This is a genomic window from Pseudomonas sp. MWU349, assembly GCF_017947325.1.
GTDB lineage: Bacteria > Pseudomonadota > Gammaproteobacteria > Pseudomonadales > Pseudomonadaceae > Aquipseudomonas > Aquipseudomonas protegens.
In genome coordinates this window covers 328,752-341,610 of record NZ_JAFEVP010000003.1, presented here as the reverse complement: position 1 = coordinate 341,610, position 12,859 = coordinate 328,752, and the positions used below count along the sequence as shown (strand labels likewise).

Annotated in this window: 11 protein-coding genes; 6 read left to right on the top strand and 5 right to left on the bottom strand. The window is 62.6% G+C overall.

The features are described from left to right. Position 1: 1 nt before the first annotated feature. Both KCG88_RS13630 and moaC read right to left on the bottom strand, forming a co-directional pair. Complete coding sequence (locus KCG88_RS13630) at positions 2–244, bottom strand: MoaD/ThiS family protein (protein WP_047335759.1); 243 nt, start codon at positions 242–244, stop codon at positions 2–4. Next, entirely contained in the window at positions 241–714 is a 474-nt protein-coding gene (moaC, locus tag KCG88_RS13625; protein WP_047284014.1) for a cyclic pyranopterin monophosphate synthase MoaC, read from the bottom strand. Before moaC ends, KCG88_RS13630 begins: the two co-directional genes overlap by 4 nt. 179 nt (positions 715–893) lie before the next feature. Between moaC and KCG88_RS13620 the strand changes: the two genes are divergently transcribed. Beyond that, the gene (locus KCG88_RS13620; RefSeq protein WP_210712543.1) at positions 894–1,340 is read left to right on the top strand and encodes a DMT family transporter; all 447 of its coding nucleotides are present in this window, start codon (positions 894–896) and stop codon (positions 1,338–1,340) included. Positions 1,341–1,349: 9 nt separating this feature from the next. On the opposite strand, the gene KCG88_RS13615 is transcribed toward KCG88_RS13620, so the two are convergent. The 3 genes from KCG88_RS13615 to KCG88_RS13605 all read right to left on the bottom strand — a co-directional run bounded on the left by KCG88_RS13615 (position 1,350) and on the right by KCG88_RS13605 (position 5,246). After that, the gene (locus KCG88_RS13615; RefSeq protein WP_210712542.1) at positions 1,350–2,267 is read right to left on the bottom strand and encodes a LysR family transcriptional regulator; all 918 of its coding nucleotides are present in this window, start codon (positions 2,265–2,267) and stop codon (positions 1,350–1,352) included. A 114-nt stretch (positions 2,268–2,381) separates the two neighbouring features. Beyond that, positions 2,382–3,776, bottom strand: coding sequence for a PhoH family protein (locus KCG88_RS13610; protein ID WP_047284011.1), 1,395 nt, complete (start codon positions 3,774–3,776; stop codon positions 2,382–2,384). A gap of 345 nt (positions 3,777–4,121) precedes the next feature. Continuing rightward, complete coding sequence (locus tag KCG88_RS13605; RefSeq protein ID WP_047335757.1) at positions 4,122–5,246, bottom strand: polysaccharide deacetylase family protein; 1,125 nt, start codon at positions 5,244–5,246, stop codon at positions 4,122–4,124. Between the two features lie 211 nt (positions 5,247–5,457). Between KCG88_RS13605 and yaaA the strand changes: the two genes are divergently transcribed. The 5 genes from yaaA (at position 5,458) to algK (ending at position 12,711) form a co-directional block, all read left to right on the top strand. Continuing rightward, the gene (gene yaaA / locus KCG88_RS13600) at positions 5,458–6,237 is read left to right on the top strand and encodes a peroxide stress protein YaaA (RefSeq protein ID WP_047335756.1); all 780 of its coding nucleotides are present in this window, start codon (positions 5,458–5,460) and stop codon (positions 6,235–6,237) included. 814 nt (positions 6,238–7,051) lie between these two features. Beyond that, entirely contained in the window at positions 7,052–8,368 is a 1,317-nt protein-coding gene (locus tag KCG88_RS13595) for a nucleotide sugar dehydrogenase (RefSeq protein ID WP_047284008.1), read from the top strand. Between the two features lie 138 nt (positions 8,369–8,506). Further along, positions 8,507–9,991 carry a mannuronan synthase gene (gene alg8 / locus KCG88_RS13590; RefSeq protein WP_210712728.1) on the top strand — a complete coding sequence of 495 codons (1,485 nt, stop codon included), beginning with the start codon at positions 8,507–8,509 and terminating at the stop codon, positions 9,989–9,991. A 35-nt stretch (positions 9,992–10,026) separates the two neighbouring features. Beyond that, on the top strand, positions 10,027–11,196 hold the full coding sequence (locus tag KCG88_RS13585) for an alginate biosynthesis protein Alg44 (RefSeq protein ID WP_047284006.1): 1,170 nt from the start codon (positions 10,027–10,029) through the stop codon (positions 11,194–11,196). Between the two features lie 9 nt (positions 11,197–11,205). Continuing rightward, positions 11,206–12,711, top strand: a complete 1,506-nt coding sequence (algK, locus tag KCG88_RS13580; protein WP_210712541.1) for an alginate biosynthesis TPR repeat lipoprotein AlgK — start codon at positions 11,206–11,208, stop codon at positions 12,709–12,711. Positions 12,712–12,859: the final 148 nt, after the last annotated feature.

The window sequence follows — 12,859 nt, the reverse complement described above, 5'->3', positions numbered from 1 at the left end:
CTCAGCCTCCGGTCACGGTGGGGAAGAACGCCACTTCATCGCCGTCCGCCAAGGGCTCGTCCAGCTGGCACAGCTCTTCGTTGCGGGCGCACATCAGGTTCTGTTCGGCCAATACGCTGGCGCCCTCACGGGCCAGCAATGCCTGGCGCACATCGTCGACACAGGCAAAGTCACCCTCGATAGGCAGGCCATCGAGCCCCAGGGCCTCACGGTAACGGGCAAAGAACTTCACCGAGATCCTCATGCGTCAGCCACCCGGTAATCGCCGCTTTTGCCACCGCTCTTCTCCAGCACCCGAACGCCTTCGATGGTCATGCCGCGGTCCACGGCCTTGCACATGTCGTAGATGGTCAGCGCGGCGACGCTGGCGGCGGTCAGCGCCTCCATTTCCACCCCGGTCTGCCCCGACAGCTTGCAACGCGCCACGATGTGCACGCTGTCCTCGCCCTGGGCACTGAGTTCGACTTTGACGCTGGTCAGCATCAGGGGATGGCACAGGGGAATCAGGTCACTGGTCTTCTTCGCCGCCTGGATCCCGGCGATGCGCGCCACGGCAAATACATCGCCCTTGGGGTGACCGCCACTGACGATCATCTGCAGGGTTTGCGGGAGCATGCGCACCCGCGCTTCGGCCGCCGCCTCGCGAAAGGTCACGGCCTTGTCGGTGACGTCGACCATATTGGCGCGCCCTTGGGAATCGAGATGAGTCAGCACGGCGTTACTCCTGATCAGGTGGGCCGATTGTAAACCCGCGGGTCAATTTTTCGCACGGGGCATCTGCCCGCGCCAAACGGCAATCAGCCCGACGAATATCCCGCATCAGAACAACGAATTGGAGCCCGACGGCGGATAAACGTACAACAGTGCCTACCTTCAAAAAAGGAAGTCGCTCCATGGCCTTGTTCGTTTCGATCCTGCTCAGCCTGCTCGCCGGTTTCGCCGTGCCCCTCCAGGCCGGCACCAACGCCCGCCTGGGCACCGTGTTGGGGCATCCACTGTGGGCCACAGGCGTTTCGCTGCTGGTCAGCCTGCTGGTGCTGGGGGGCCTGCTGCTGGTGATCAAGGTGCCCAAGCCCAATCTCGTGGCCGCGCTGCAAGGCCCCTGGTGGATCTGGATGGGCGGCCTGGCCGGGGTGCTCTACATCACCGTCGCACTGTTGATGGCGCCCCGCCTGGGGGCGCTGAACTTCATCATGGCGGTGATCATCGGCCAGTTGCTGATCTCGCTGATCATCGACTACTTCGGGCTGGTGGGCCTGCCACGCAAGGACATCAGCTTGCAGAAACTGATCGGCGTGCTGGTGGTGATCGGCGGTTTCGTCATCACCACCCGGGGCTGAGGGGCCGTCTCAGTCCTGGGCCACGCTGGCCAGCCGGACCTGCTCGCGCAACCAGCGATGGGCCAGGTCATCGCTGAAACGCGAATGCCAGATCTGCACGAACTTGAAAGGCGCAATATTCAGCGGTGGGGTCAAGCGCAGCAGCCCGGTCTGCAGCGGGATCTCGTCCAGGGTGCGGCTGGCCACGGTGAGGATCAGGTCGGTGCCGCGGATCAGGTTCGGCGCCGCGCCCCAATGAGGCACGCTGACCGCAATCTGCCGCTGCAGGCCTTCGTCTGCCAGGCGATGATCGACCTCACCGTTGAAGCAACCATCCATCGATACCTGCAAATGCGGGCGCGCCAGATAGGTGCTCAAGTCCAGGCTTTGCTCCTCGCCCAAGGTGCTGCCATCCACCAGGCAGGAGAAGGTCTCTTCAAACAGCACCTCCTTGACGATCTCTCCCCCGAGACTGGGAAACACCCCCAGGGCCAGGTCGATCTGGCCCTGGGCAATCTGCTCGGACATCTGGTGCCGGCTGCCCTGGGTCACCACCAGGCGCATCAGTGGCGCCTCGCCGCGCAGGCGCACCAACAACCGGGGAAGGACAATGGCCGCCGCGTAATCCGACATCGCCAGGTGAAAGATCCGCTGGGAGGTGGCCGGGTCGAAATCCAGGGATTTACCGAGCAAGGTTTCGATCTGGCTGAGAATCTCCTTGAGCGGTGCCTGCAGGCTGCGGGCCAGCGGGCTAAGCAGCACGTCATTGCCCTGGCGGATCAGCAGCGGATCGTCCAGCAGCACCCGCAGCTTGCCCAGGGAATGGCTGATGGCCGGCTGGCTCAGGTGCAGGCGCTCGCCGGTGCGGGTCACGTGTTTTTCTGTCAGCAAGGCATCGAGGATTACCAACAGATTCAGGTCGATATTGCGCAGGGAAACGCGGGTCATCCGGTGTTTTCCAACTGGGGAACGCTCGGCGGCGGGAGCGCAGGATAACCCGAGGCCCGGGCCCGGATGCAAAACGGGCGACCCGAAGGCCGCCCGTGCTGGAAGCAAATGGCGTTACAGATGGCTCTCCGCGTACTCGGCCAGGATCGAGCGCGGCACCCCTTGCAGGGTGATGTGCACGCCGTTGGGGAAGTCCTTGAAGCGTTCGGTGAGGTAGGTCAGGCCCGAGCTGGTGGCCGACAGGTAGGGGGTGTCGATCTGTGCCAGGTTGCCCAGGCACACCACTTTGGAACCGGCGCCGGCACGGGTGATGATGGTCTTCATCTGGTGCGGGGTGAGGTTCTGGCATTCGTCGATCAGGATCAGGCTCTGCTGGAAGCTGCGACCGCGGATGTAGTTCAGGGATTTGAACTGCAACGGCACCTTGCTGAGGATGTAGTCAACGCTGCCATGGGTGTTCTCGTCGTCCATGTGCAGGGCTTCGAGGTTGTCGGTAATGGCGCCCAGCCAGGGTTCCATCTTCTCCGCCTCGGTGCCCGGCAGGAAGCCGATCTCCTGGTCCAGCCCCTGCACGCTGCGGGTGGCGATGATGCGCCGGTAGCGCTTGCTGACCATGGTCTGCTCGATGGCGGCGGCCAGGGCCAGGATGGTCTTGCCCGAGCCCGCGGCGCCGGACAGGTTGACCAGGTGGATATCCGGATCGAGCAGCGCGTACAGCGCCAGGCCCTGGTAGATGTCCCGCGGTTTCAGGCCCCAGGCTTCCTGGTGCAACAGGGGTTCCTGATGCAGGTCGAGGATCAGCAGCACGTCGGCGCGGATCTCCTTGATCCAGCCGACAAAGCCCTGTTCGTCGATGATGAATTCATTGATGTGCACCGCCGGCAGGTTGTCGATCAACTGCACCTGGTGCCAGGTGCGGCCGTGGTCCTGGCGGGTTTCGACCTTGCTCACGCGATCCCAGAACGAGCCGCTCATGTTGTGGAAACCATTGGGCAGCAGGGACACGTCGTCCACCAACTGGTCGGTGCTGTAGTCCTCGGCGGCGATCCCGCAGGCCCGCGCCTTGAGGCGCATGTTGATGTCTTTGGTCACCAGCACCACGGGCAGGTCCTTGTTGCGCGCGTGCAGGTCGATCAACTGGTTGATGATGATGTTGTCGTTGAGGTTCTCCGGCAACAGGCTGGTGGGCTCGTTGCGCTTGCTCATCAGGATCGACAGCAAGCCCTTGGGCCCGCTCTTGCCACGCTGGATCGGTACGCCCAGCTCGACGTCCTCGGGCGAGGCTTCACCCAGGGTCTTGTCGATCAGGCGGATGGCCTGGCGGCATTCGGCGGCCACGCTGTGATGCCCGCTCTTGAGCTTGTCCAGCTCTTCGAGGACGGTCATGGGAATGGCAACGTGGTGTTCTTCGAAATTCAGTAAGGCGTTTGGATCGTGAATCAATACATTGGTATCGAGTACATAAAGGATTGGCTGGTTGGAAGAAGAGCTACGTCCGTGGTCATCCATACTCGGTCACCTTATGTGGGAGCCAGTCGACGCAATACCATGGGGTATCGCGCCTCGAAGGGCCACCGAATTCACCCGCGGGGGTTCAGGTGACCTGCACACACAAGGAGTCTTGGGAGACGCCACCTGTGTCGCAGGTTTCGGCGGTCTGAGTTCGTAATACTCCAAAAACCGTGACAGGAAAAAGCACTTTGACGCTTTTTTGATGTTTATTTTGCAGAGTGACGAATAGCCCTTGGCGAGTGGCCCGGGCACCGTTAAAGTCGGAAGTCAGCCTGCCTCGAAATCCCGCTGTTTTTCCCCCTTCAGCCACCATTTCTCCCTGTTTGCGCAGGCTGTTTCGTTTCAGCGAAATGCATCCTGGCAGTCCTCCCAACCGATGCCGCTCTGCGCGGTCTGGGCCAGCAACCAGGGCAGGCTGCTCTTGACCCCATCCTGCTTGGCATTGAAGGCAATCACCCCGCGTCGCCACAACAGCATCAAGGTCAACACTCTTTGCCCGCTGTCCTCGGCCTTGAGCTTGCCGGCGCCATCCTGGGCGTCGATGTCCCATAGCGCCACTTGCATGCCCTGGGCATTGAAGAAGCCCTGGGCATCGGCGCGACGCTGGCCATAGGGCGGGCGGAACAGCGGCACGTAGTTTTCCGGCAGCTTGCTTTTCACCAGGTCGGCGCTGCGCTGGATCGAGTACTGCCAGTCCTGCCAATGGCTATGGGAACGGAATTCCCACCCCTGGACCCCAACGCACTGCCGGGAATACAGGGACTGCAGGCTGGCCACCGAAGCCTGGTTGAGACGGTTCTGGATATCGTTGCCGAGAACGAAGAAGGTGCCGCTGAGGTTGGCCTTGCGCAGGTAGTTGGTGAGCCAGGGCGTGTTGTCCGGCGCCAGGTTGGCGGCGCTGTCGAAGGTCAGCAGAAACAGCCGGTCATTGAGCTCGTCGCCATTGCGCTCGTAGTCGCCGTACCGCAGCACTTCACTGCTGGTCTGCGGTGACAGCGCGGCCTTGCGCAACAATTCGTCCAGGTACTGCTCGTGGAAGCTGCGGCTCGGCTCGGCCCAGCGGGCGTAATAGGAGTCCTCCCCAAGATGGAACTTGCCGGCCTGCTTGCGCAGCTGCTGCATGTTTTCCACCAGATAACAGAAGGACGCATCCTGGTCGCAGCTCTGCTGGGCGAAGTTGTAGTTGTCCAGCAGGCGCTGCCACAGATGCTCGCGCAGCTCAGAGATCGCCTCCATGTTGATCATCCGCAGGCCCAGGCGCTGCTTCATCGAGGCCTCGTCCCAGGCTTCACTGATCAGCAAGGCGCGAGCGAAGGTGAGGATCTCGGCCCGCGAGGCCACGTCGAACAGGGTCGGGCTGTCGAGCTTTTCCGGCCAGGTGCTGCGGTCCAGGGTCGCCACATCATTGGGCGCTGCCAGCACGCTGACACTCAGAAGCCAGGCCGAGAAGAGAAACGCGATACGCAAAAGGGATGCCTCCAGAACAAAACCCGCGCCGCACTATAGCCGATCTGAGCCAGGAATCAGGGCCTCTTCGCCGGCAAGCCGGCTCCTACAGGCGCGTGCAGGAGCCGGCTTGCCGGCGAACCGCGATCAGCGGTCATGACTATCGCCATCATAGGTGGAGTCCGGGCGCCCGAGCCCCTAGAATCCCCCGACGCTTAAAGGAGACGACCCCATGCTGATGGTGATTTCACCCGCCAAGACCCTCGATTACGAAACACCGCCGGTTACCCAGCGCTTCACCCAGCCGCAATACCTCGACCACTCCCAGGAACTGATCCAGCAACTGCGGGAACTGACCCCGGCGCAGATCAGCGAGCTGATGCACGTATCCGATAAGATCGGCGGGCTCAACGCCGCGCGCTTCGGCAGCTGGACCCCGGCCTTCACCCCAGACAACGCCAAGCAGGCGCTGCTGGCGTTCAAGGGCGACGTCTATACCGGGCTCAACGCCGAAACCCTCAGCGAGGCGGACTTCGACTACGCCCAGCAACACCTGCGCATGCTTTCCGGCCTGTACGGCCTGCTGCGCCCCCTGGACCTGATGCAGCCCTATCGCCTGGAAATGGGCACCAAGCTGGCCAACGCCCGGGGCAAGGACCTGTATGCCTTCTGGGGCACCCGCATCAGCGAATGGTTGAACGAGGCCCTGGCCGAGCAAGGTGACGACCTGCTGCTGAACCTGGCTTCCAACGAGTACTTCTCGGCGGTCAAGCGCACGGCCCTGAACGCACGGATCATCAATACCGAGTTCAAGGACCTGAAGAACGGCCAGTACAAGATCATCAGTTTCTATGCCAAGAAAGCCCGTGGCCTGATGAGCCGTTTCGTCATCCAGGAACGCATCAACGACCCCGCCGAGCTCAAGCAATTCGACGCCCAGGGCTACCGCTTCAGCGCGGAGCAGTCCAAGGCCGACAACCTGGTATTCCTGCGCGACCACGCACCGGAATAAAGCGTTCCCCTGCCGCGCTCGCTTCCCACCGGCGAGCGCGCCAGAATGTGATCATCCGCACATTCCCCGCCTTTAATAAGCCAATTTTCTGGCGCCATAGAACTTTCAGTGTTTTGCCTAACTTTTATTTCACTCGACAGCGCTGATTTTTTTCAGTAGTGGCACCACTTTTTTTATTCGGTAGTGGCACAAAAATATCCCCTCGCTTCAACTCCCCATAACTAAAGGCCCAAACCGTTAGTGCTATCAGTTTGAGAGCAGTGCCATCTTTCTCAATATTTCAAGAAATTTCGAAAAACAGGATGAGTGGGCTGGAACTATGCCTTCAGACACCGCTCATACCACCGGTAACGATTCTCAACGAGGTTGTAGGAGATGACTTACACGGACTCACGAGAAACTAATCAAGTTGCAACATTGATTTGACCAACGAGTCACAAACTTGAACTAAAGGGTAAACAAACGGAGATAAGGCACCTCAACTATCCCCTAACGAGCCAAGGAACAGCTGGCCTTCAAGGCCCCCGAAAACAAATGGAGAGCCCGTACTACGCGGCATCCAGCCACCCACAGGAACGCGGATGGTTTTTCTCGAGGGACCTGCAGCAGGAGCCGCCGGCAACATTCACGGGCAAGTCGAAACAACATGGATCGGTTGCGCACAACTTGAGTGCATTTATTTAGTCACTCGGAACTTAGTCTGCCTTGCACACGGCACTACAGCGTACTTCGCTGGACTTCCGAGTGCGCAACAACAGCTGGCAAACATTAACTCCGGCCATCTAATGGCGTGAATAACACAGAGGTAAATGCGATGCGCATCAGCATATTTGGTTTGGGTTACGTCGGTGCAGTATGTGCCGGTTGCCTGTCCGCTCGGGGCCATGAAGTGGTTGGCGTAGATATCTCCAAAGACAAGATCGACCTGATCAACGCCGGCAAGTCGCCGATCGTCGAACCGGGCTTGGGTGAACTTCTGGCGCAAGGCATCCAGACCGCTCGTCTGCGTGGCACCACCAACTTCGCCGAGGCCATTCGCGATACCGACCTGTCGATGATCTGCGTCGGTACCCCAAGCAAGAAGAACGGCGACCTGGAACTGGACTACATCGAATCGGTGTGCCGCGAGATCGGTTTCGTCCTGCGCGACAAGGCCACCCGCCACACCATCGTGGTACGCAGCACCGTGCTGCCGGGCACCGTGAAGAACGTGGTGATCCCGATTCTCGAAGACTGCTCGGGCAAGAAGGCCGGGGTGGATTTCGGCGTCGCGGTGAACCCCGAGTTCCTGCGTGAAAGCACCGCGATCAAGGACTACGACTTCCCGCCCATGACCGTGATCGGCCAGTTCGACCAGGCCTCCGGTGATGTGCTGCAAGCGCTGTACGAAGAGCTCGATGCACCGATCATCCGCAAGGACATCGAAGTCGCCGAGATGATCAAGTACACCTGCAACGTCTGGCATGCCACCAAGGTCACCTTCGCCAACGAGATCGGCAACATCGCCAAGGCGGTGGGTGTGGACGGCCGTGAAGTGATGGACGTGGTCTGCCAGGACAAGACCCTCAACCTGTCCCAGTACTACATGCGCCCGGGCTTCGCCTTCGGCGGCTCGTGCCTGCCCAAGGACGTGCGCGCCCTGACCTACCGCGCCGGCTCCCTGGACATCGAGGCGCCCCTGCTCAACTCGCTGATGCGCAGCAACGAATCCCAGGTGCAGAACGCCTTCGACATCGTTTCCAGCCATGACAAGCGCAAGGTCGCCCTGCTGGGCCTGAGCTTCAAGGCCGGTACCGACGACCTGCGCGAGAGCCCGCTGGTGGAGCTGGCGGAAATGCTCATCGGCAAGGGTTTCGACCTGAGCATCTACGACAGCAACGTCGAGTACGCCCGGGTCCACGGCGCCAACAAGGACTACATCGAGTCGAAGATCCCCCACGTGTCGTCCCTGCTCAACTCGGACTTCGACGCCGTGATCGGCAACTCCGACGTGATCATCCTCGGCAACCGCGACGAGAAGTTCCGTGCCCTGGCCGAAGACGTGCCCCACGGCAAGCAGGTCATCGACCTGGTGGGCTTCATGTCCAAGGCCACCAGCGCCCAAGGCCGTACCGAAGGGATCTGCTGGTAAGGCCTCGCCGGCCAGCCGGCTCCTACCCCATCCCCGTAGGAGCTGGCTTGCCAGCGATCTGGCCTCCCAGATCTCCATGCCTGCCTTAACCCCCCTCGGGCCACCCAACAGGCTCGCCCGAGACCTTGATGGACGCAGATTATGCACAGGCTAAAGCACGGCCTGCTTCAGGCCGCCGGTTGGCTGTTCTACTTGAGTTTGCTGATGGGCATGGCCTTGTTGCTGCCCGCCTCGACCTTCGACTCACAGTCCAAGGACTTCATTTTCCTGATTGGCGCCGTGGGCATCTGGCGCTACTCGATGGGTGCCACGCACTTCGTGCGCGGCATGCTGTTTCTCTACGTGGTCTACCCGCACCTGCGGCGCAAGGTGCGCAAGCTCGGCAGCGCGGCGGACCCGTCCCATGTGTACCTGATGGTCACCAGCTTTCGCATCGACGCGCTGACCACCGCCCAGGTCTACGGCTCGGTCATCCGTGAAGCCATCGACTGCGGCTTCCCCACCACCGTGGTCTGCTCGATCGTGGAAATGTCCGACGAGTTGCTGGTGAAAAGCCTGTGGGCGCGGATGAACCCGCCGGAGCGGGTCACGCTGGACTTCGTGCGCATCCCCGGCACCGGCAAGCGTGACGGCCTGGCCTTCGGCTTTCGGGCCATCTCCCGCCACCTGCCGGACAGCCGCGCCGTGGTGGCGGTGATCGACGGTGACACCGTGCTCGGCGAAGGCGTGGTGCGCAAGACCGTGCCCTGGTTCCAGCTGTTCGGCAATGTCGGCGGCCTGACCACCAACGAATTCTGCGAAGTGCGCGGCGGCTACGTCATGAGCGAGTGGCACAAGCTGCGCTTCGCCCAGCGCCACATCAACATGTGCTCCATGGCCCTGTCCAAGCGCGTGCTGACCATGACCGGGCGCATGTCGGTGTTCCGCGCCACCGTGGTCACCGACCCGGACTTCATCGCCGACGTGGAAAGCGACTCCCTGCAGCACTGGCGCCTGGGCCGCTTCAAGTTCCTTACCGGCGACGACAAGTCCAGCTGGTTCAGCCTGATGCGCCTGGGCTACGACACCTTCTACGTGCCTGACGCGGCGATCAACACCGTGGAGCACCCGCCGGAGAAGAGCTTCATCAAGGCCAGCCGCAAGCTGATGTTCCGCTGGTACGGCAACAACCTGCGGCAGAACTCCCGGGCCCTCGGCCTGGGCATGAAACGCCTGGGGCTGTTCACCAGCGTGGTGCTGTTCGACCAGCGCGTATCGATGTGGACCTCGCTGCTGGGCCTGACCGTGGCGATCATCGCCAGCTTCAAGTACGGCACCGCCTTCATCCTGGCCTACCTGCTGTGGATCGGCATCACCCGCCTGATCCTGACCCTGCTGCTGTCCTGCTCGGGGCACCGCATCGGCCCGGCCTACCCCTTGATTCTCTATTACAACCAGATCGTCGGCGCGCTGGTGAAGATCTACGTGTTCTTCCGCCTCGACCAGCAATCCTGGACCCGCCAGGACACCAAGCTGACCCGCGACCTGGCCAGTTTTCAACGTTGGTTCAACACCTGGTCGTCTCGGACCATGACCTTCTCGGCCGGCAGCGTATTCGTCGCTGTCCTGCTGCTGATGGTCTGAACCGCCTTGCCTGAATTAACTAGGAAATCGACTCTATGAACACCGCCGTGAACGTCAATGTAGTGCATGAATCCGAAGCCCAACGCCAGCACGCCCGGGTCAAGATCCCGGCCAAGCTGCGCTTCTTCGGAACCGAGGCCAAGCCACTTGAAGTGCGGGTCCACGACCTCTCCGCCGGCGGCCTGAGCTTCAACGCCGGGCAGCAGATGCTGACCGTGGGCGAAGTGCACAAGGGCCGCCTGCAATTTGTCATCGACAACCTCGGCCTGGCCATGGACGTGGAATTGCAGATCCGCTCCTTCGATCGCCAGAGCGGCCGGGTCGGTTGCCAGTTCCAGAACCTCGAACCCCAGGACATCTCCACCCTGCGCCACCTGATCACCTCGCACCTGGCCGGCGATATCGTCAGCATGGGCGACGTGCTCGCCACCCTGCAGCGGGACAACTTCACCAAGGCGCGCAAGAACAAGGACAGCGGCAGCGGCATGACCCCGCTGGGGCGCCTGCGGGCGGTGACCTTCAGCGCCGGGATCTTCATCGTCGGCCTCGCCGCCTTCGGTTTCATCCTCAAGTCGGTGTACGGCATGTACTTCGTCAGCCACGCCGAGGCCGGCCTGGTCAACGTTCCGGGGATGAACGTCACCATGCCGCGCGACGGCACCGTGCAGAGCCTGGTGCAGACCGACGGCAGCGTCGCCAAAGGCGCGCCCCTGGCCAGCTTCAGCACCAGCATGCTGGACGTGCTCAAGGGCCACCTGGACGAAAACCAGCTGCAACCGGCCAAGGTCGAGGAACTGTTCGGCAAGCAGATGACCGGCACCCTGACCTCCCCCTGTGACTGCACCGTGGCCCAGCAACTGGTGGCCGACGGGCAGTACGCCAGCAAGGGCGACGTGATCTTCCAGCTGGTGCCGCGCAATAGCCTGGCCAATGTCGAGGCGCGGTTCTCCTACCGCCAGTTCGGCGACGTGCGCCCGGGCACCAAGGTCAACTTCCAGATCGCCGGCGAGGATGAAGTACGCACCGGCACCATCGTCAGCAGCGCCAGCCTCAACAGCAACGACTTGTCCTCCGACATCCGCGTACAGATCAAGCCTGACGTGCCCCTGAGCAGCGCCTTCGCCGGCCGCCCGGTGGAAGTCAGCAGCGACCGCGGCCCGTCGATGAACTGGCTGATCGACAAAGCCATGGCTGCGGGTCTCTGAGCGGAGGACATGCCTGTGACTAGCCTTTTCATTGGCGAGTGCTGCGCACTCGATCGCGAGCAAGCTCGCTCCTACCAGAACGCCGCGGCCCTCCGTAGGAGCGAGCTTGCTCGCGAAAGCTCGCAAAGCCGCCGCCATCTGGCCCTGTGCTCCCTGGCGCTGGCCGTGAGCCTGGCCGGTTGCGCCAGCCTGCCGGACCAGCGCCTGGCCAACGAGGCCCTGAAGCGCGGCGACACCGCCCTGGCCCAGCAGAACTACCGCCAACTGGCAGACCTGGGCTACAGCGAAGCGCAAGTGGGCCTGGCCGACATTCAGGTGCAAAGCCGCGACCCGGCGCAGATCAAGCAGGCCGAGGCCACCTACCGCGCCGCGGCCGACACCTCGCCCCGTGCCCAGGCGCGCCTGGGGCGCCTGCTGGTGGCCAAGCCCGGCTCCAGCGAGGCCGAGCAGCACGAAGCCGAAGGCCTGCTGAAGAAAGCCTTTGCCCATGGCGAAGGCAACACCCTGATCCCCCTGGCGATGCTGTACCTGCAATACCCCCACAGCTTCCCCAACGTCGACGCCCAGCAGCAGATCAGCAAGTGGCGCGCCGCCGGCTACCCGGAAGCCGGTCTGGCCCAGGTCCTGCTGTACCGCACCCAGGGCACCTACGACCAGCACCTGGACCAGGTGGAAAGCATCTGCAAGGCCGCCCTCAACAGCACCGACATCTGCTACGTCGAGTTGGCCACCGTCTACCAGAAACGCGGCCAGCCAGAACAGCAGGCCGAGCTGATCCAGCAACTGCAGGCCGGCTACAGCCGTGGCAGCGTCAGTGCCCAGCGGGTCGACAGCGTGGCCCGGGTACTGGGCGATGCCAGTCTTGGCAAGCCGGACGAAAAGACCGCCCAGGCCCTGCTGGAACAGGTCGCCCCCGGCTACCCGGCATCCTGGGTCAGCCTGGCGCAACTGCTCTACGACTTCCCCGAGCTGGGTGACGTCGACAAGATGATGGAGTACCTGGAGAACGGCCGCGCCGCCGACCAGCCCCGGGCCGAACTGCTGCTGGGCAAGCTCTACTACGAAGGCAAGTGGGTGCCGGCGGACGCCAAGGTGGCCGAGGCGCACTTCCAGAAAGCCGTGGGCCGCGAAGTCGCCGCCGACTACTACCTGGGGCAGATCTACCGCCGTGGCTACCTGGGCCAGGTGTACCCGCAAAAAGCCCTGGACCACCTGCTGACGGCTGCCCGCAACGGCCAGAACAGCGCCGACTTCGCCATTGCCCAGCTGTTTTCCCAGGGCCGCGGCACCCAGCCCAACCCGGTCAACGCCTACGTCTTCAGCCAGCTGGCCAAGGCCCAGGACACCCCACAGGCCAACGAACTGGCCCAGCAGCTGGATGAACAACTGCCCCCTGGCCAGCGCGCCGAAGCCCAGCGCCTGCTGCAACAGGAACAGGCGGTGCGTGGCGCCCTGACCCAGAACACGCTGCAACTGCACGCCCTGCAGGAAGAAGACGGCGAGGAATCCCTATGAAGTCCATCCCATTCAACACCGCCCCTGTAGCCGCTGCCGCAGGCTGCGACCGAGCGCGAAGCGCTCGCCACGCCTGCCCTCGCGAATCGCGGCCGCTGCGCGACCGGGCACACCCCGCCGCCACAACCACAGGCAAGCGCTTGTGCCT